The following is an 18,862-nucleotide window of genomic DNA, read 5'->3' as shown; positions in this document are numbered from 1 at the left end:
CCCGACGGGAACCGATCGACTCGTGTGGTCGTTGAACCCCGTGACGGCGTCAGCACGCCACAGGAGGACGAGGTGCGTACCACCAGCAACCCCGCGTTCCGCAACCTGCCGACCAGCGGCGGTGGCGGTAACTACGCAGGCTTCGGCCAGCCCTACGAGGCGCAGCAGCACGGCGGCTACCAGGGCGCGCCGCCGACCACCGGCGAGCGCCCCATCACGATCGACGACGTGGTCACCAAGACCGCCACGACGCTCGGTGTGGCCATCCTCACCGGGTTCGTCTCGGCGTGGCTGGTGCTCTCCGGCCAGGTCGCGCCGTTCGCGCTCGCCGTGCCCGGCATGCTCATCGGGCTGGTCCTGGCCCTGATCATCATCTTCAAGCGCACGCCCAGCGGTCCGATGGTGCTCGCCTACTCGGCGGCGGAGGGCGTGTTCCTCGGCGCCATCACCGGCGTGTTCGAGGCGATCTTCCCCGGCATCGCCTGGCAGGCGATCCTGGGCACGTTCGGCGTCTTCGGCGCGATGCTCGTGGTCTACAAGACGGGCGCGATCCGCGTCACCCCGCGCCTGACCAAGTGGATCATCGGCGCCACCGTCGGCGTGGTCGTGCTCATGCTCGGCAACCTGGTCATGGGCCTGTTCGGCGTGAACATGGGCCTGCGTGACGGCGGCACCCTGGCGATCATCTTCAGCCTGGTGGTCATCGGCATCGCGGCGTTCAGCTTCCTGCTGGACTTCGAGGCGGCCAACGAGATGATCCGCGGCGCGATGCCCGCCAAGTACGCCTGGCTCGCCGCGTTCGGCCTGATGACCACGCTCGTCTGGCTGTACCTGGAGATCCTGCGCCTGCTGTCCTACTTCCAGAACGACTAGCACCACCCCGCACGCGCGAAGGGCGCCCCGGCCACCGCCGGCGGCGCCCTTCGCGCGTGTCGAACCTCCATGCCCCGAGAGTCCTACGTTCAGGCCCCGAGAGTCCTACGTTCAGGCCCCGAGAGTCCTACGTTCAGGACCCCCGAGTTCAACGCTCAGAACGCGCGGGCCGGGTGATCAGTCGCGCCAGGTGTGGTCGTCCTCCAGCGCCGAACCGACCTCGACCAGGCACGGCACGCACAGCGTCCCGGCCCGCGACCGCAGCACGTGCTCCGGCGGCACGGAGTGGGCGCAGGCCGCCTCGAAGTACGCCTCCGAGGCCTGTTCCACGGCGAACGCGTGGCACAGCCGGTCGTACCCGCTGTGCCACCACACGTACGGCATCGTCACCCGCGACCTCCCTACTCAAGGGTAGGACGACGGGTAACGGTAACTGTGACGCGGTTCAGCTCAACCGTTCGACGACCATCGCCATGCCCTGGCCACCGCCGACGCACATGGTCTCCAGGCCGAACTGCTTGTCGTGGAACTGCAGCGAGTTGATCAACGTCGTGGTGATCCGCGCGCCGGTCATCCCGAACGGGTGACCCACGGCGATCGCGCCGCCGTTGACGTTGAGCCGGTCCAGGTCGATGCCGAGGTCCCGGTACGACGGGATGACCTGCGCCGCGAACGCCTCGTTGATCTCCACCAGGTCGATGTCCGAGACCGACATCCCCGCCAGCGCCAACGCCCGCTTCGACGCCTCGACCGGTCCGAGCCCCATGATCTCCGGCGACAGCCCGGACACGCCGGTCGACACGATCCGCGCCAACGGCGTGATGCCCAGCTCCTTCGCCTTCACGTCGCTCATGATCACGAGCGCCGCCGCGCCGTCGTTCAACGGGCAGCAGTTGCCCGCCGTCACGCGGCCGTCCGGCCGGAACACCGGCTTGAGCCCCGACACGCCCTCGATCGTCACGCCGGGACGCGGGCCGTCGTCGGCCGACACGACCGTGCCGTCCGGCAGCGTCACGGGCGTGATTTCGCGCGCCCAGAAGCCGTTGGCGATGGCCTTCTCGGCGAGGTTCTGCGACCGCACGCCGAACTCGTCCATCTCCTGCCGCGTCACGCCCTTGGCCAGCGCCAGGTTCTCCGCCGTCTGACCCATGGCGATGTAGATGTCGGGCACCTGCCCGTTCACCCTGGGGTCGACCCACTCCGACGCGCCGGACTCCGCCACGGCCGCCGTGCGGGCCGCCGCGTCGGCGAACACCGGGTTGTGCGTGCCCGGCCACGAGTCGGACGACCCGCGCGCGAAGCTCGACACCGTCTCCACGCCGGCGCTGATGAACACGTCGCCCTCGCCGGCCTTGATCGCGTGCAGCGCCATCCGGGTCGTCTGCACGCTCGACGCGCAGTAACGGGTCACCGTCGTGCCGGGCACGTTGTCGTACCCCGCCAGCACGGACACCACGCGGCCCATGTTGAAGCCCTGCTCGCCGCCGGGCAGGCCGCAGCCGAGCATGAGGTCGTCGATGTCGTTCGGGTCGAGCTGCGGCACCTTCGCCAGCGCGGCTTTGAGGACCTGCACGGTCAGGTCGTCGCCACGCACGTCCTTGAGCGAGCCCTTGCCCGCGCGCCCGATGGGCGACCGGGCGGTGGAGACGATCACGGCCTCAGGCATTACGGAACTCCTTTGTTTCGCCGCAACGTGTGACGTGCAGCCTAGTTAACGCCCGTTCAGCGCGGCCACCACTCGTGACGAAGGACGCCGCACAACGGCGCCAGCAGGATCGAGGTCGCCGCCTCGTACCCGGCCGCGCTCGGGTGGAACCGGTCCCGGCTGAAGTAGTCGGCGTGCCGCGCCCGGAACTCCGCCGCGAGCAGGTCGCCCATCGCCACCGCCACGCCGCCCGCCCGTTCCACCTCGACCCGCTGCGCCCGCGCCAACCGCCGCGACCACTCCCGCGCCACCGACCGCGCCGGTTCCGCGATCGGCCGCACCGTGCCCAGGTCGGGACACGTGCCGACGACCACGCCGACCCCCGCCGCACGCAGCCGCCGCACCTGCGCGCCCAGCAACGCCGCCGACCCCGCGATCGACAGCCGCGTCGTCACGTCGTTCGCGCCGATGATCACCAGCGCCACGTCCGGCGGGTCGGCCACCACCCGGTCCACCTGCGCCGCCAGGTCACGGGACGTGGACCCGGAGATCGCGTACGTCTCCAGCCGCACGGGCACGCCCACCTCGTCGGCCATCCCGGTCGCCAGCACCACGCCCGGCAGCTCGGCCGGGTCGTCCACCCCCAGCCCGGCCGCCATCGAGTCGCCGAGCACGGCGAACCGCACCGGCGTCCCGTCGCCGTCCCCGTACACGGCGTCGGCGCGCAACGGCGGCGCGTGGGGCGCCCCGATCACCACCCGCGCCCGCCGCGACTGCTCCGTGACCAGCCCGTACGCCACACCGGTCAACCCGCCCAACGCCCCCGCGACCACCGCGAGGAGCCGAAACCCCCGCATCGGACCCTCCGCTCTCCCGATGCCCATCGTCCACCCGGCCGAACACCGCGCCACCCATATACGCTCAGCGAGTCATCTCAAGAAGTGGAAGGTCCGTCGTGGAGTACGTCGAGAGCGTCGTAGACCTGGTCGGCAACACGCCGCTGGTGAAGCTGAACGCGGTGGCCGAGGGCCGCCGGCCGCTCATCCTCGCCAAGGTCGAGTACCTCAACCCCGGCGGCAGCGTGAAGGACCGCATCGCGCTGCGCATGGTCGAGGCGGCGGAGCGCAGCGGCGAGCTCAAGCCCGGTGGCACGATCGTCGAGCCCACCTCGGGCAACACCGGCGTCGGCCTCGCGCTCGTGGCCCAGCAGAAGGGCTACAAGTGCGTCTTCGTCTGCCCGGACAAGGTCAGCGTGGACAAGCGCAACGTGCTCAAGGCCTACGGCGCCGAGGTCGTGGTGTGCCCGACCGCGGTCGCGCCGGAGCACCCCGACTCCTACTACAACGTCTCCGACCGCCTGGTCGCCGAGATCCCCGGCGCGTGGAAGCCCAACCAGTACGCCAACCCCGAGAACCCGGCCAGCCACTACCACGGCACCGGTCCGGAGGTGTGGCGGCAGACCGAGGGCCGGATCACGCACTTCGTCGCGGGCGTCGGCACCGGCGGCACGATCTCGGGCACGGGCAAGTACCTCAAGGAGGTCTCCGAGGGTCGGGTGAAGATCATCGGCGCGGACCCCGAGGGCTCGGTCTACTCCGGAGGCACCGGCCGGCCCTACCTGGTGGAGGGCGTCGGCGAGGACTTCTGGCCGGACGCCTACGACCGGGACGTGTGCGACGAGATCGTCGCGGTGAGCGACGGCGACTCGTTCGAGATCACCCGGCGCCTGGCCCGTGAGGAGGGGCTGCTCGTCGGCGGCTCGTGCGGCATGGCCGTCGCGGCGGCGCTGCGGGTCGCCGAGACCGCGGGCCCGGACGACGTGATCGTCGTGCTGCTGCCCGACGGCGGGCGCGGCTACCTGTCGAGCGTGTTCAACGACAAGTGGATGGCGCAGTACGGCTTCCTGTCGCCCGACACGTCCGGCGCGACGGTCGGCGACGTGTTGCGGCGCAAGGACGGCACCGTGCCCGACCTCGTGCACGGCCATCCCAACGAGACGGTCGCCGAGGCGGTCGCGATCATGCGCGAGTACGGCGTCTCCCAGATGCCGGTCGTCAACGCCGAGCCGCCCGTGATGGCGGCCGAGGTGGCGGGCGCGGTCAACGAGCGCGACCTGCTCGACGCGCTGTTCACCGGCAAGGCGCAGCTGACCGACCGGCTCGACCGGCACATGTCGTTGAAGCTGCCCACGATCGGCGCCGGCGAGTCGATCAGCTCCGCCATGTCGGCACTGTCCTCAGCGGACGGTGCGCTGGTGCTGGAGGACGGCAAGCCGGCCGGAGTCGTCACCCGGCAGGACATCCTGGGTTTCCTCGCCGGTCGCTGATCGGCCGCCGGCCGGCTCCCGGAACGCGGTCGACGTGTCCTGTTCCTCATCGCGGATCGGGACAGGTTGACCGGTTGTGCGTGGCCGGGGGGGCGGCATCCGCTAGCGTTGGCCACCGACTCATACACCTACGGCCCGTGCCAAGGGGGTTGGAAACTCCGATGAACGCTCCGCAGCCGCCAGGGAACCAGCAGTTCGGCGGTCAAAACCAGCAGGAGCAGGGGCAGGGTGCCCAGCCCCCGAACGCCGACGCGACGCAGGTCGTGCCAGGCGGCGGCCAGCCCCCTGCTTTCCCGCCGCCGGAGGCGACCCAGGTCGTGCCCTCCGGACCGCAACCCCAGTCGAACCCGGACGCGACCCAGGTCGTGCCGCCGGGCGCGACGCAGCAGCCCGGGTCCAACCCGTACGGTCAGCCGGCGCAGCAGCCCGGCTCCGGCGCGTTCCCGGCCCAGCAGCCGCCCCAGTACGGCCAGCAGCAGCCCGCCCAGTACGGCCAGCAGCAGGCGTACGGGCAGCAGCCGCCGTCCAACCCGTACGGCCAGCCGCAGCAGCCGCAGCAGTACGGCCAGCAGCAGCCCAACCCGTACGGCCAGGCGCCCGCGTCGAACCCGTACGGCCAGCCGCAGCAACAGCAGCAGGCGTGGGGCGCCCAGCAGGCGTACGCCGCGCAGCCCGCTTACGGTGCGCCGTCAGGGGGTTACGCGGAGTGGGGTAGCCGGGCGGTCGGCGCGCTGATCGACTACGTCGCGCCGGGCGTGATCGTCGGCATCCTGGCCGGCATCGGCGCGGCCAGCGGTGACCCGACGCTCGCGTTGATCCTCAGCGGCATCGGCTACGTCGGCCTCATCGGCTTCATGATCTACAACTCCTGGTACCTGGCCGGCACCACCGGCCAGTCGATGGGCAAGAAGGTCGCGAAGATCAAGCTCATCAAGGAGGAGACGGGGCAGCCGATCGGTTTCGGCAACGCCTTCGTGCGCCACCTGTGCCACTTCGTCGACTCGCTTCCCTGCTACGCGGGCTGGTTCGCGCCGTTGTGGGAAGCGAAGAAGCAGACGTGGGCCGACAAGATCCTGGGCACCATCGTGGTCAACGCCCCCGCGGGCGCGGCTCCCGGCGGCTACCCGGGCGGCTACGGCCAGCAGCAGGCCAACCCTTACGGCCAGGCGCCCGCGTCGAACCCGTACGGCCAGCCGCAGCAGCAGAACCCGTACGGCCAGCAGCCGCCGCAGCAGTGGTGACTTAGGTCGGACACCGATTCACCCAACCGCCCGTCGGCCTTCCGGTCGACGGGCGGTTGCGTTTTCGGCCGCCGTACCCTAGACGCATGACGGACACCGGCCACTACGGTTTCGCGACCAGGGCTATCCACGCCGGGCAGGACCCCGACCCGACCACGGGCTCGGTCATCGTGCCGATCCACGCCACTTCCACGTACGCGCAGGACGGCGTCGGGGGGCTGCGCGGCGGTTTCGAGTACTCCCGCACCGGCAACCCGACCCGTGCCGCGCTGGAGGAGTGCCTGGCGGCGCTCGAGGGCGGGCGGCACGCGCGCGCGTTCGCCTCGGGCATGGGCGCGACCGACACGGCCCTGCGCGCGATGTGTCGTCCCGGCGACCACGTCGTCATCCCGAACGACGCGTACGGCGGCACGTTCCGCCTGATCGACAAGGTGATGTCGCACTGGGGCGTCGAGCACACGCCGGCCGCGCTGTCCGACGTCGACGCGGTGCGCGCGGCGATCCGGCCGAACACCAAGGTCGTCTGGATCGAGACGCCGACCAACCCGTTGCTCAACATCGCCGACATCGCGCTGCTCGCGCAGGTGGCGCACTCGGCGGGCGCGCTGCTCGTGGTCGACAACACGTTCGCCTCGCCGTACCTGCAGAGCCCGATGGAGCTCGGCGCGGACGTCGTGCTGCACTCGACGACCAAGTACGTCGGCGGGCACTCGGACGTCGTCGGCGGGGCGTTGATCACGTCGGACGACGAGCTCGACGCGCAGTTCGGCTTCCTGCAGAACGGCGCGGGCGCCGTGCCGGGGCCGTTCGACGCGTGGTTGACGTTGCGGGGCATCAAGACGCTCGAAGTGCGCATGGAGAAGCACTCGGACAACGCCGAGAAGGTCGTCGAGGCCCTGGTCCGGCACCCGAAGGTGACGCGCGTGTACTACCCGGGCCTGCCCGAGCACCCCGGCCACGAGGTCGCGGCGAAGCAGATGCGCCGGTTCGGCGGGATGATCTCGTTCTGCGTGGCGGGCGGCGAGCAAGCGGCCCTCGACGTCTGCTCCCGCACCCGCCTGTTCACCCTGGCCGAGTCGCTGGGCGGTGTCGAATCCCTGATCGAGCACCCCGGCCGCATGACCCACGCCAGCACGGCCGGCTCGCTCCTGGAGGTCCCCGCCGACCTGATCCGCCTCTCCGTGGGCATCGAATCGGCCGACGACCTGGTCGCCGACCTCCTGACCGCCCTCGACTAACCGCGAGAGTCCAACCTCCGGCCCTCGAGAGTCCTACGTTCAGCACGCGCGTGTCCTACGTTCAGCACACCCGAACCCCGCGCTCAGCCACCGCGGGCGCGGGGTTCGCGCTGTGCTGAGCGTTCAACTCGGGGGTCCTGAACGTAGGACTCTCGCGTGCTGGACGTAGGACACGCGCGCTCTGAACGTAGGACTCTCGCGGGGTGAACGTAGGACTCTCGCGATCAGCGGGGGCCGAAGCGGGCGGCCGAGCGTTCCTTGGCCTTGGCGGCCTCGACCTCGCGGTCACGGGGTGGAGCCTGCGTGACCAGCGATTCGAGCAGCACGCGAGTGGCCTCTGCCACCGCCTCGACGGCCGCGTCGAACGCCGCCTGGTTCGCCGCCGACGGCCGCGTCGACCCGCTCACCTTGCGCACGTACTGAACGGCCGCCGCACGGACCTCGTCCTCGGTGGCGGGCGGTTCGAAGTTGTGGAGCACCCTGATGTTGCGACACATGGGTCCACTATCGCCCACGCGCCCGCGAACGTCAGGGCTTGACGTCGTACCGCGCGTTCTCCACCCGCGGCACGGCGGGCAGGTCGTGCCCGTCCACGCACCCGCCGACGAACTCCACCACGCCGTCGCGCTCCACGAACCGGCCCGTGTCCGCGCACCCCGCGTGGGCCACGGTGAAGAACGCCGCGCCGGTCAACGCCACGGCCGTGGCCACCGCTCCGACGAGCGGGAGCACCGCGGTGACCCGTGCCGCGAGCGCCATGCCACCCTCCAGGTGAATGCTGTGTGAGCTAGCCCCGCACCGAGAGTACCGGTCCCGGCGCGTGCGGTACGGGCATCGTCAGCGTTCCGACAGGATCCGACGCGAAAGGCCGGCCCGGGGGTGCCCGGACCGGCCCGTCGCCGTCACAACGCGAGACGTCGCCCGACGGTTCCCGCCGCGGCGTCGCCGAGGGGTCAGAGGTTGCCCCGACGCTCCTGCTCACGCTCGATCGCCTCGAACAGCGCCTTGAAGTTGCCCTTGCCGAAGCCGAGCGACCCGTGCCGCTCGATCAGCTCGTAGAACACGGTCGGCCGGTCGCCGATCGGCTTGGTGAAGATCTGGAGCAGGTAGCCGTCCTCGTCCCGGTCGACCAGGATCCGGTGCTCCTTGAGCACCTCGATCGGCACGCGCACCTCACCGATGCGCGCCCGCAGCTCCGGGTCGTCGTAGTACGAGTCGGGCGTCTCCAGGAACTCCACACCCGCCGCGCGCATCGCGGTCAACGTGGCCACGATGTCGTTGGTCGCCAGCGCGATGTGCTGCACGCCGGCGCCCTCGTAGAACTCCAGGTACTCGTCGATCTGCGACTTGCGCTTGGCCACGGCGGGCTCGTTGAGCGGGAACTTCACCCGGTGGTTGCCGTTGGAGACGACCTTGCTCATCAACGCCGAGTAGTCGGTGGCGATGTCGTCGCCGATGAACTCCGCCATGTTCACGAAGCCCATCACCCGGTTGTAGAACTCCACCCAGTGGTCCATCCGGCCGAGCTCGACGTTGCCCACGCAGTGGTCGACCGCCTGGAACAGGCGCTTCGGCGCGCCCGCCGGTCGCACGACCGTGCTCTTCCGCGCCTCGTACCCGGGCAGGTACGGCCCGCGGTAGCCCGACCGGTCGACCAGCGTGTGGCGGGTCTCGCCGTAGGTCGCGATGGCCGCGACCCGGACGGTGCCGTGCTCGTCGGTGAGGTCGTGCGGCTCTTCGAGGACGGTCGCGCCCTGTGCACGCGCGTGCTCGACGCACCGGTCCACGTCGACGACCTCCAGCGCGAGGTCCACCACGCCGTCACCGTGCTTGCGGTGGTGGTCGAGCAGCGGGCTGTCCGGCCGCACGCCGCCGTTGATCACGAACCGCGCCGAGCCGGACTTGAGCACGAAGGACTTGTGGTCCCGCTGCCCGGTCTCCGGCCCGGAGTACGCGACGAGCTGCATCCCGAAGGCGACCTGGTAGAACCAAGCGGTCTGGGTCGCGTTGCCGACCACGAAGACCACGGCGTCCATCGAGCGGACGGGGAACGGGTCGCGCGTCCCGTCGTAGTCGACCAGGCCCACGAGTTGGCGGAGCTGGTCGTAGCTCACGTCGTCAAGCTGCTGCGTCATACCTCACAGCATGTGGAATGCTGGTCAGGGTGAGCAACAGTCCGGTGTTCCACTGGTCATCTTGTACAGTGGTTCATGGCTTCGGACCCGCAAACTGAACACTCTGACCAGGCCGTCGACGCTCTGGACGCACGGCTGTTGCTGCTGCTCACCGACGAGCCCAGGCTGGGGGTGCTGGAGTGCTCACGGCGCCTCGGCGTGGCTCGCGGCACGGTGCAGGCCCGGCTGGACCGGCTGGTGGCGCGCGGCGTGCTGACGGGCTTCCCGCCCGCGCTCGACCTGGCCGCGATGGGCTACGGGCTGACCGCGTTCGCCGTGCTGGAGATCGCCCAGGGACGGCGGCACGAGGTGTCGCAGGGGTTGGCCGCGATCAACGAGGTGTGCGAGGTGCACGCGACGACCGGCCCGGGTGACCTGTTCGCGCGGGTCGTGGCCCGGTCCAACGCCGACCTGCAACGGGTGATCGACTCGATCGTGGACGTGCCGGGCGTGCAGCGGCTGTCCACGTCGATCGCGCTCTCCACACCCGTCCCGCCCCGCGTGCGGCCCCTGCTGGAACGCGTCACGTGACCGGGTCAGGTGACACGACAACAGGTGACACGACAGCAGAAGGGCGGCCACCCCGCGTGGTGGCCGCCCTCCTGGTGTCTGGGGGTCAGCCGGCGTACGGCACGGCCTTGATCAGCGTGACTTTCATCGTGCTGCCGTTGGGCAGCTCGTACTGACGCGCCTCGCCCTCCTTCGCGCCGAGCAACGCCTTGCCCAGCGGCGACGACGGGGAGTAGACCTCGAGGGCGCCGTGCGCGCCCTCCTCACGGGTGGCGAGCAGGAACTCCTCGGTCTCGTCATCACCGTCGTAACGCACGGTGAGCACCATGCCGGGCGCCGCGACGCCCGTCACCGTGGGCGCCTCGCCGACCTTGGCGACCCTCAGCAGCTCCTGCAGCTGGCGGATGCGGGCCTCCTGCTTGCCCTGCTCCTCGCGGGCCGCGTGGTACCCGCCGTTCTCGCGGAGGTCACCCTCTTCGCGACGCGCGTTGATCTCCGCAGCAATGACCGGGCGATTCTCGATCATCTCGTCCAGCTCCCCCTTGAGCCGGTCGTAGGCCTCCTGGGTCAGCCAGGTCACCTCAGTGTCGCTCACGGTCACCAACTCCTCGTCTTGCTCCGGCCCACGGCGTGGGCTGGCAGTTCCCGGGCGCACCAGCCCGGAACGGAAAAACACGGCCCGCGTCGGGGCCGTGCTGAAAGGCCAGAGTAACAGACCCAGAACGTTCGGCGACGGCGTTTTGTTCCCGGATCCGCCACTAAACCCGCAGATCACCCGCTTGGCCGCTACCTCGTGGACAGGTACGCCGGAACCTGGTAGGAGCAGCCGAAGACCTCACCGGTGACCGGTGGTTTGGACGTCCGCAGCACGGTCGTCGCGCGCACCGTGTCGGCTCCCGGCGCGATCAGGACCTCCCGCCGCCCGGCCTCGTCGCCGTCCTGGGAACGCGCGCGCACGATGCACACCACGGGCTGCTCCGGAGTCTGCCTGACCACCTCGAACGTGATCTCGACCGTGCTGTCGTCGACCACGGTGAACGCGGTCTGCTTGGCCTCGACGGGCATCGTGCCGAGGTTGCGGTAGCCGACCCACGCGACGACCCCGCCCACCAGCACTGCGATCACGGGGAGTGACCACCGCGCCCACCTGGGCAGGGACCTGCGCGGTGTGCCGTACCGACCCTCCGGCAGTGCCACTGTCCAAGACCTTCCCGCCCGTGGGGAACAATGTCCCTCGACCACCGCGTTGAGTGTCGCAGGGGCTGGACCAGACAGGTTCGGCAGGGGCGAGGAGGAGCACCACCGTCATGGTTGAGAAGCTGCGCCTGATGGCGGTGCACGCGCACCCCGACGACGAGTCCAGCAAGGGCGCCGCCACGATGGCCCGCTACGTGGCCGAGGGCCACGAGGTCATGGTCGTGACCTGCACGGGCGGTGAGGCGGGCAGCATCCTCAACCCCGCCATGGAGCGCCCGGACGTGCTGGAGAACATCGCCGAGATCCGCCGCGACGAGATGGCCCGCGCCGCCGAGATCCTCGGCGTGCAGCACCGCTGGCTCGGTTTCGTCGACTCGGGCCTGCCCGAGGGCGACCCGCTGCCGCCGCTGCCCGAGGGCTGCTTCGCGCTCGTGCCGCTGGAGGAGTCCACGCCGCCGCTGGTCGAGGTGATCCGCGAGTTCCGCCCGCACGTGATCGTCACCTACGACGAGAACGGCGGCTACCCGCACCCCGACCACATCCGCTGCCACGAGGTGTCGGTCGCCGCGTTCGACGCGGCCGGCGACCCCGAGCGCTACCCCGAGCTGGGCGAGCCGTGGCAGCCGCTGAAGCTGTACTACTCGCACGGCTTCTCCCGCGCGAAGCTGATGGCGTTCCACGAGGCCCTGATCGCCGTGGGCGAGGAGTCCCCGTACGCCGAGTGGCTGGCGGGCTGGGACGCCGACAAGCCGGACGTGATCGAGCGGGTCACCACCCGCGTCGAGTGCGCCGACTTCTTCCCGGTGCGCGACGAGGCCCTCAAGGCCCACGCCACCCAGATCGACCCTGAGAGCCGCTGGTTCGCCGTGCCGCTGGAGATGCAGCGGTCGGTGTGGCCGACGGAGGAGTACGAGCTGGCGCGGTCGCTGGTCGACAGCACGGTGCCGGAGGACGACCTGTTCGCGGGCGTCCGGGAAAGGGTGACCGCGTGACCTCGTTCGACCCGATCCCGTGGGAGCAGACCACGGCGATCGTCCTGGCCCAGCAGCCGCCCTCCACGGACAAGGACCCGGGCGGCCAGCAGGAGGACTTCGGCAAGTCCTCCCCGCTGGGCCTGCTGGTGCTGGTGCTGTTCTTCATCGCCGTGGTGTTCCTGGTCAAGTCGATGAGCAAGCACCTGAAGAAGCTGCCCGCGTCGTTCGACGAGCCCGAGCCCGACGCCAAGCCGGAGGCCAAGCCCGAGGCGAAGGCGGGCAACGGCAACGGCGGCGCGAAGAAGGACGACTAGCCGAAGTCGAACCGGAGCACCCCGGACCGGCACCACACCACGAGCGTGCCGTCCGGGTGCCAGATCAGGTCGGTCACCGGCGAGTCCAGGTCGACCGCCGCGAGGGTGCGGGCCCGGCCACCGGGCGGGCAGGACCACACGGCCACCCTCCCGCCGTCGTCGCCGATCGCGACGAACGCCCGACCGCCGCGCAACGCCGTCGCCGCCTTGGTGCTCGGCCCGGCGACCCCCGCCCACGGTGGAGCCCACGGCGTCAAGTCGTGGCCGGTCCACGTGCACAACGCGATCCGCGCGGTGACGGGGATCCAGTCGGGGTCGACGGCGGCGAAGTCCACGTGCTCCGCCAAGGGGACGAGTTCGCGCGGCCGGCCGTGGTCGGGCAGGGCGAACAGCCGGAGTTCCGGCCCGCCGCGGTGCGAGCGCGGCCCTGCGACGTCTCGTCGCATGAACCGCCGCCACGACGCCGTGCGCAGCGGCGGCAGCCCCGGCTCGGCCAGGACGGCGTGCGAACCGTCCCACCAGGGGGTCGGCGCCGCCGCGACCCGTCCGTCGTCGGTCGTGAAGAGCACCACCGATGGGAGCATCGCCGTCGGCGGCAGGGGAGGGCGGCGCTCGTCCGGCTCCGGTGGGTCGTCGTCCACTTCCCACAGGTGGACCCGGTGGTCCGCGTCCACCGACAGCACCACGGGACGTCCGCCCGGGCCGAGGCCGGCCGCGATCTTGCCGACGCCGATCGCGTCGTTGCGCCAGACCGGGCCGACCTGGCTCAGGTCGTCGCCCAGCGCCCAGACCGAGATGGCGCCGAACTCGTCCCGGATCGCCACGACCACCCGCCCGTCGGCCAACCGCGCGTCGGCGAACTCGCCCGCGAACAGCCCTGGGACCGCCGATTCGTGGATCAGGCCGCGGTCGCCGACCCCGTAGCAGGTCACGCGCGCCTCTCCCGCCCACAGGAGCAGCAGGCGACCGTCGGGGCGGGTGACGAACCGCAGCGGGTACGGCCGCCACGTGCTGTCGAGCGGCTCCCCGACCGGCGTCAGCCGGTCGTCCGCCACCCGGTACAACCGCAGCGCGGTGTCGCCCTGGTGCACCACGAACACCGCGCCGTCCTGGACACTCATCGCGACGAGCCCGGACACCGCGTCGCGGACGACGACCCGGTCCACGACGACCGGCGCGTCGGCGGTCCAGTCGACCAGGAGCACCCCCTCCCGCTCGGCGACGACCGCGAGCAGCCGGTCGCCCGAGCAGGCCGCGGCCAGGCTCCGCGCGTGGACGGCGTCCAGCGAGCCGCGCACCCGCAGGCCGCCGGCGAACGACCACTTGCGCAGCTCTCCGCCGAAGGAGGCCGTCAGGGCGAACTCCGCCCCGTCCTCGCGCACCACGTGAGCGGTCGCGCGGGGCAGGATCCCGACGTGCGCGGGCGCTTCCGACACCGGGACCAGCCGGTGATCGCGGAACCGGTGGAGCACCGCGCGGTCGCGGTGGAGGGAGAACGCGGCCGGCTCACCGGAAGCGTCGAGCCACAGCATGACGTCGTCGGCGGCCGGCAACCGGGCGAGCACCTGCTGGGAGCCCTCGGCCGCCCACCCCAGCACGTCCGCCCGCCACGGCGGCTCGAACCGCTCCACGAGCCGGTCGGCGAAGCTCCGGTACCCCGACTGCCGGGCCGTCAGCGCGAGACGTGCCGCGCGCTCACGCGGGTCGAGGTCGGCGAGGTGGTGACTGGCCTTGCGGTAGACGCGCCCGTGCACGCGCGCACGCTCGGAGGTCACGCGCGCCAGGTGCGGCACGAGCCGTTCCGGCGGCACGACGACCAGGAACCCGGGGTCCTCCACCAGTTCGTCCAGCCGGCCGGCGGCGACGGCGTGCTGGGCCAGGTGCGTCCGCACGTACTCCGGCGCGTCCTCCCACTCGGTGACCTGCGCGCGCAGCGTCCGGTAGACCACCGGCTCCACTCCCGGCCGCTCGGCGCGGAACGCGTCGTCCAACGCCTGGTGGAACAGCCGGTACGAGCCACCCACCTGCTCCACCAGGTAGCTCGCCGCCGACGTCAGCACGGCACGCAGGTCCCGGGGCGTGTAGTCGGCCGCACCCAGGGCATTGGCCAGCGCCAACCACAACGGACCTTCGGGCAGGCCGCCGCCCTCGGCGTGGGCGAGGGGCAGCAGCAGGTCACGCGCCACCTGCGGCTCCTCGAAGCGCACGGTCAGGTAGTCGTCCACGGCCGCGCCGACGCTGGTCGGCAACCGGTCGGAGTCGGTCAGGCACGCCAGCTGCGCGATCAGGAAGTTGCCGCCCGCGTGCGCCGCGATCGCCGCCGCACGCACCGGGTCGCCGACCCGCCGTTGCGCGTAGGCGACCACGTCCCGGTGGTCGAGGTAGGTCTCGGAGTCGAGGTCGAGCACCACCGGGTTGCCGAGCCTGGCCTGCAACGCGTGCGACGCCGACCCCCGCGCGCCCACCCGCGTGCCCACGACGACGTGCCGTTCGGGGTGCGCGGCCAGCCGGTCGAGCAGGGTGGCGATGGCCGTCGGCGCGGTGCCGGCGGCCTCGTCCAGCGCGTCGACCACGACCGACACCGGTCCGCAGCGCTGGAGCAGCTGGGCCGCGTCGACGGCCTCCACCTCGGCCGCGTCGGCGATCGCCCGCACCACGTCGGCCAACGTCCTGCCGCGCGCGTGCACGGCCACCGTCACGCTGCCGACCGGCGGCAGCGCGACGTCGGGCGGCAGGCTGTCCGGCGGCACGAGGGGCCGGCCCGTGCGGTCGGCCAGCACGACGGTCCGGGCGATCACGGCGCTCTTGCCGCTGCCCGGGGCGCCGACCACCGCGCGCACCCGGCCGTCGGGCGGTCCGCCCAGGTAGCGCGCCAGCTCGGTCAACGCCCGGCGCCTGCCGACGAAGTGCCACACGTCCGTCGGCTCGTGCGGTTCGACGCCCCGCGCCCGCGGCAGCCAGTGCGTGTCGAAGGCGTCGTCCAGGTCGACCCGCCAGCCGGTGAACCCCGCGGCGGGCGGCCACCTCCGGGTGATCTCCTCGACCGGGACCAGGTTGCCGCCGCCCACGGCCGCGTGCGCCGTCACGACGATGCCCACCACGGCGCGCAGCACGTCGTCCCACACCGGCGCGCCGGAGAACCCGCGGTCGATCCGGTGGCCGGACGTGTGCTCCAGCTGCACCCAGCCCGGACCGACCCGGCCGCCCAGCCGCCCGCGCGACTCGGTGTGGTGGCCGCCCGCGAACCCCTGCACCACGTACGGGTGGTCGCTCAACGCGGACGGCGCGCGCAGCGGCGCGCACACCGCGTCCACCGGCCGGTCCAGGCGCAGCACGGCCAGGTCACCGTCGTCGTCCCGGAACTCGACCGACGCGGCGACCGCCACCCCGGCGTGGACCAGCGTCACGTCCACCTGGTCCTGCGGCACGACGTGCGAGCAGGTGAGCACCAGCTCCGGTGCGACGAGCACGCCGGCGCCGATGTCACCCACCCGGGCCAACCAGGGCGGGCGCTCCCGGTAGCTCGCGCGCACCCCGTCGACCTTACTGCTCGTACCAGGTCCGACGGGCGGGAACGGAGACCAGTTCCCGCTCGGGGTAGCGCAGCGCGGTGAGCCTGCCGCCGAACACGCAGCCCGTGTCCAGGCACAGCGTCCCGTTCACCCACTCCGGTTCCTCGACCGGCGTGTGTCCATAAAGGACCATGGCGGCGCCGCGGTAGTCCTGCGCCCACGGGTAGCGGACGGGGAAGCCGCGCGAATCGCGCTCGCCCGTGCTGACGCCCCACAGCGCCAGCGACCGCATCCGCGCCGACTCGCGGCCGTGGTAGCGCTCGGGCAGCCCCGCGTGGGCGATGACGAGCTTGCCGCCGTCCAGGACGTAGTGCGGCACCAGGGAGTCGCAGAACGCCAGCACCTCGGCCCGGAACTCCGCGGTCTCCCGCGCCAGTTGGTCCAACGAGTGCTCCAGGCCGTGGCTGACCTGGACCTGGTGCCCCTTCAACGCGCGCACCAGCTTCTCCTCGTGGTTGCCGCGCACGGAGACGGCGTTGCCGGCCGCCACCATGGCCATCACGAGCCGCAGCACGCCCGGCGTGTCCGGGCCCCGGTCCACGAGGTCGCCGAGGAACGCCACCTTGCGCCCCTCCGGGTGCGTCCCTTCGGCGGAGTAGCCCAGTTCGCGCAGCAGGTGGACGAGCTCGGTGTGGCACCCGTGCACGTCGCCGACCACGTCGAACGGTCCGGTCTCGTGGCGCAGGTCGTGCGGCGGCGGCTCGGGGGAGGGCTCCATGACCCCAGTCTGATCGACGAGTCCGGCGGTTGTCCGGGATTTACTGTGGAGCCATGACGAACCGGCTCGCGTCCTCGACCAGCCCGTACCTCCTCCAGCACGCCGACAACCCGGTGCACTGGCGCCCTTGGTCGCCGGAGGCGTTCGAGGAGGCGCGCGAACGGGGCGTGCCGGTGCTGCTCTCGGTCGGGTACGCGGCGTGCCACTGGTGCCACGTGATGGCGCACGAGTCGTTCGAGGACGAGGCCACCGCCGCGTACATGAACGAGCACTTCGTGAACGTGAAGGTGGACCGCGAGGAGCGGCCGGACGTGGACGCGGTCTACATGGCCGTCACGCAGGCGCTCAGCGGGCACGGCGGCTGGCCCATGACGTGCTTCCTCACGCCCGACGGCGAGCCGTTCTACGCGGGCACGTACTACCCGCCGTCGCCGCGCCAGGGCATGCCGTCGTTCCGCCAGGTGCTGGAGGCCATCGACCACGCGTGGCGCGAGCAGGGCGACGAGGTGCGCGAGTCGGCGGCGGGGATCGTGGCGCAGTTGGCGTTCAAGCCGCTGCCGCAGTCCACAGTGGACGATGAAGTGCTCTCCGGCGCGGTGGTGTCGTTGCTCGGGCACTTCGACCGGACCAACGCCGGTTTCGGCGGCGCGCCGAAGTTTCCGCCGTCGATGGTGCTGGAGTTCCTGCTGCGCCACCACGAGCGGACCGGGTCGGTCGAGGCGCTGTCGATGGCGCGGACGACGTGCGACGCGATGGCGAACGGCGGGCTGTACGACCAGCTGGCGGGCGGGTTCGCGCGGTACGGCGTGGACGCGGCGTGGGTGGTGCCGCACTTCGAGAAGATGTTGTACGACAACGCTTTGCTGCTGCGCGTGTACACGCATTTGAGTCGCCGTGACGACAACCCGCGTTACCGCCAAGTGGTCCGTGAGACGGCCGAGTTCCTGATCCGCGACCTCGGCACGGCGGAGGGCGGGTTCGCGGCGTCGTTGGACGCGGACACCGACGGCGTCGAGGGGTCGACGTACGTGTGGACGCCCGCGCAGCTGGTCGAGGTGCTGGGGTTGGCGGCCGGGGCGCGCGCCGCCGAGCTGTACGGCGTGACGGACGAGGGCACGTTCGAGCACGGCACGTCGACGTTGCGGATGCTCGGGGTGCCGGACGACGGGATCGCGGCGAAGCTGCTGGCGGCCCGCGACCGCCGGCCGCAGCCGGGACGTGACGACAAGGTCGTGACGGCGTGGAACGGCATGGCGATCGTGGCGCTGGCGGAGGCGGGCGCGGTGTTCGGCGAGCCGCGGTGGGTGGTGGCGGCCGTGCGGGCGGCGTCGCTGGTCCTGGACGTGCACCTGGTCGACGGTCGGCTCCTGCGCACGTCGCGCAACGGTGTCGCGGGCACGGCGGCGGGAGTGCTGGAGGACTACGGCTGCTTCGCCGACGGCCTGCTCGCCCTGCACCAGGCGACCGGCGACGTCGAGTGGTTCACCGCCGCCTGCGGATTGCTCGACACCGCGTTGGCCCGGTTCACGGGGGAGGAGCCCGGCGTCTACTACGACACGGCGGACGACGCGGAGGCGTTGGTGCAGCGGCCGTCGGACCCGTCGGACAACGCGAGCCCGTCCGGCGCGTCGGCGCTGGCCTCGGCGCTCGTCACGGCGTCCGCGCTGGGCGGGCCGTCGAGCTACCGCGACGCCGCCGAGGCCGCTCTCGGCCGCGCCGGCCTGCTGGCCGCTCGTGAACCCCGGTTCGCCGGGCACTGGCTGAGCGTGGCCGAGGCGTTGGCGCTCGGACCGGTGCAGGTCGCCGTCGTCGGTGACGCGTCGGAGCTGGTCAGCGCGGCGTGGACCGGTGTGCACGGCGGTGGCGTGGTGGTGGCGGGCGCGCCGGGCTCGGCGCCGTTGCTGGCCGACCGGCCGTTGGTGGACGGGGGTGCGGCGGCCTACGTGTGCCGTGGGTACGTGTGCGACCGGCCCGTGACGTCGGTGGCCGAGCTGACCGAGGCCCTGGCCGTCCACCGGTAGCGAACCGCTCTTCCGCTGCCTCGTCACCGGCGTAACGTCTACATCGTCGTAATCATGTA

The 18,862-nt window shown here is 71.8% G+C and carries 17 protein-coding genes and 1 pseudogene; 8 read left to right on the top strand and 10 right to left on the bottom strand.

Translation table 11 applies throughout. From position 1 onward, the window contains the following. Positions 1-72 precede the first annotated feature (72 nt). Positions 73-873, top strand: a complete 801-nt coding sequence (locus tag AB0H12_RS20165) for a Bax inhibitor-1/YccA family protein (RefSeq protein WP_499624380.1) — start codon at positions 73-75, stop codon at positions 871-873. A gap of 177 nt (positions 874-1,050) precedes the next feature. Here the strand turns inward: AB0H12_RS20165 and AB0H12_RS20160 are convergent, their stop codons facing one another. The 3 genes from AB0H12_RS20160 to AB0H12_RS20150 are packed head-to-tail and all read right to left on the bottom strand — an operon-like array spanning position 1,051 to position 3,375. After that, complete coding sequence (locus AB0H12_RS20160; protein ID WP_499624379.1) at positions 1,051-1,263, bottom strand: hypothetical protein; 213 nt, start codon at positions 1,261-1,263, stop codon at positions 1,051-1,053. 55 nt (positions 1,264-1,318) lie between these two features. Continuing rightward, positions 1,319-2,539, bottom strand: coding sequence for an acetyl-CoA C-acetyltransferase (locus AB0H12_RS20155; RefSeq protein WP_499624378.1), 1,221 nt, complete (start codon positions 2,537-2,539; stop codon positions 1,319-1,321). A 56-nt stretch (positions 2,540-2,595) separates the two neighbouring features. Next, positions 2,596-3,375: an SGNH/GDSL hydrolase family protein gene (locus AB0H12_RS20150; RefSeq protein ID WP_499624377.1), complete on the bottom strand. Its 780-nt coding sequence runs from the start codon at positions 3,373-3,375 to the stop codon at positions 2,596-2,598. Between the two features lie 98 nt (positions 3,376-3,473). On the opposite strand from AB0H12_RS20150, the gene AB0H12_RS20145 reads away from it, so the two are divergent. From AB0H12_RS20145 to AB0H12_RS20135, 3 genes are all read left to right on the top strand, one after another. Beyond that, the gene (locus tag AB0H12_RS20145; protein WP_499624376.1) at positions 3,474-4,844 is read left to right on the top strand and encodes a cystathionine beta-synthase; all 1,371 of its coding nucleotides are present in this window, start codon (positions 3,474-3,476) and stop codon (positions 4,842-4,844) included. 161 nt (positions 4,845-5,005) lie between these two features. Beyond that, positions 5,006-6,085, top strand: a complete 1,080-nt coding sequence (locus AB0H12_RS20140; RefSeq protein ID WP_499624375.1) for an RDD family protein — start codon at positions 5,006-5,008, stop codon at positions 6,083-6,085. Between the two features lie 86 nt (positions 6,086-6,171). Continuing rightward, positions 6,172-7,323, top strand: a complete 1,152-nt coding sequence (locus AB0H12_RS20135) for a cystathionine gamma-synthase (protein WP_499624374.1) — start codon at positions 6,172-6,174, stop codon at positions 7,321-7,323. A 224-nt stretch (positions 7,324-7,547) separates the two neighbouring features. Here AB0H12_RS20135 and AB0H12_RS20130 read toward each other — a convergent pair whose 3' ends face one another. The 3 genes from AB0H12_RS20130 to hppD form a co-directional block, all read right to left on the bottom strand. Continuing rightward, complete coding sequence (locus AB0H12_RS20130) at positions 7,548-7,820, bottom strand: DUF2277 domain-containing protein (RefSeq protein ID WP_230567376.1); 273 nt, start codon at positions 7,818-7,820, stop codon at positions 7,548-7,550. 31 nt (positions 7,821-7,851) lie between these two features. Then, positions 7,852-8,082 carry a hypothetical protein gene (locus tag AB0H12_RS20125; protein WP_230567375.1) on the bottom strand — a complete coding sequence of 77 codons (231 nt, stop codon included), beginning with the start codon at positions 8,080-8,082 and terminating at the stop codon, positions 7,852-7,854. A 194-nt stretch (positions 8,083-8,276) separates the two neighbouring features. After that, on the bottom strand, positions 8,277-9,458 hold the full coding sequence (gene hppD / locus AB0H12_RS20120) for a 4-hydroxyphenylpyruvate dioxygenase (RefSeq protein ID WP_499624373.1): 1,182 nt from the start codon (positions 9,456-9,458) through the stop codon (positions 8,277-8,279). Positions 9,459-9,533: 75 nt separating this feature from the next. Here hppD and AB0H12_RS20115 point away from each other — a divergent pair, with 75 nt between their 5' ends. Then, positions 9,534-10,028 (top strand): Lrp/AsnC family transcriptional regulator, encoded by a 495-nt coding sequence (locus AB0H12_RS20115; protein WP_499624372.1) that lies wholly within the window; start codon positions 9,534-9,536, stop codon positions 10,026-10,028. A gap of 85 nt (positions 10,029-10,113) precedes the next feature. On the opposite strand, the gene greA is transcribed toward AB0H12_RS20115, so the two are convergent. Together greA and AB0H12_RS20105 are read right to left on the bottom strand one after the other, a co-directional pair. Continuing rightward, entirely contained in the window at positions 10,114-10,608 is a 495-nt protein-coding gene (greA, locus tag AB0H12_RS20110; protein ID WP_053719387.1) for a transcription elongation factor GreA, read from the bottom strand. 185 nt (positions 10,609-10,793) lie between these two features. After that, complete coding sequence (locus AB0H12_RS20105; RefSeq protein ID WP_499624371.1) at positions 10,794-11,204, bottom strand: DUF4307 domain-containing protein; 411 nt, start codon at positions 11,202-11,204, stop codon at positions 10,794-10,796. Between the two features lie 110 nt (positions 11,205-11,314). Between AB0H12_RS20105 and mca the strand changes: the two genes are divergently transcribed. Together mca and AB0H12_RS20095 are read left to right on the top strand one after the other, a co-directional pair. Continuing rightward, complete coding sequence (gene mca / locus AB0H12_RS20100; RefSeq protein ID WP_499624370.1) at positions 11,315-12,196, top strand: mycothiol conjugate amidase Mca; 882 nt, start codon at positions 11,315-11,317, stop codon at positions 12,194-12,196. Beyond that, on the top strand, positions 12,193-12,492 hold the full coding sequence (locus AB0H12_RS20095; protein ID WP_499624369.1) for a hypothetical protein: 300 nt from the start codon (positions 12,193-12,195) through the stop codon (positions 12,490-12,492). Before mca ends, AB0H12_RS20095 begins: the two co-directional genes overlap by 4 nt. Here the strand turns inward: AB0H12_RS20095 and AB0H12_RS20090 are convergent. Both AB0H12_RS20090 and AB0H12_RS20085 read right to left on the bottom strand, forming a co-directional pair. Then, complete coding sequence (locus AB0H12_RS20090; protein ID WP_499624424.1) at positions 12,489-15,962, bottom strand: S1 family peptidase; 3,474 nt, start codon at positions 15,960-15,962, stop codon at positions 12,489-12,491. The genes AB0H12_RS20095 and AB0H12_RS20090 overlap by 4 nt on opposite strands. A gap of 32 nt (positions 15,963-15,994) precedes the next feature. Continuing rightward, positions 15,995-16,767 (bottom strand): annotated as a pseudogene (locus AB0H12_RS20085) (metallophosphoesterase); the annotation flags it as partial. Positions 16,768-16,835: 68 nt separating this feature from the next. On the opposite strand from AB0H12_RS20085, the gene AB0H12_RS20080 reads away from it, so the two are divergent. Further along, positions 16,836-18,803 carry a thioredoxin domain-containing protein gene (locus tag AB0H12_RS20080; protein ID WP_499624368.1) on the top strand — a complete coding sequence of 656 codons (1,968 nt, stop codon included), beginning with the start codon at positions 16,836-16,838 and terminating at the stop codon, positions 18,801-18,803. The last annotated feature ends 59 nt before the right edge of the window (positions 18,804-18,862 follow it).

Source organism: Actinosynnema sp. NPDC023794 (assembly GCF_040639675.1).
GTDB classification, from domain to species: Bacteria; Actinomycetota; Actinomycetes; order Mycobacteriales; family Pseudonocardiaceae; genus Actinosynnema; species Actinosynnema luteola.
This window is presented reverse-complemented; position numbering and strand designations above follow the sequence as displayed.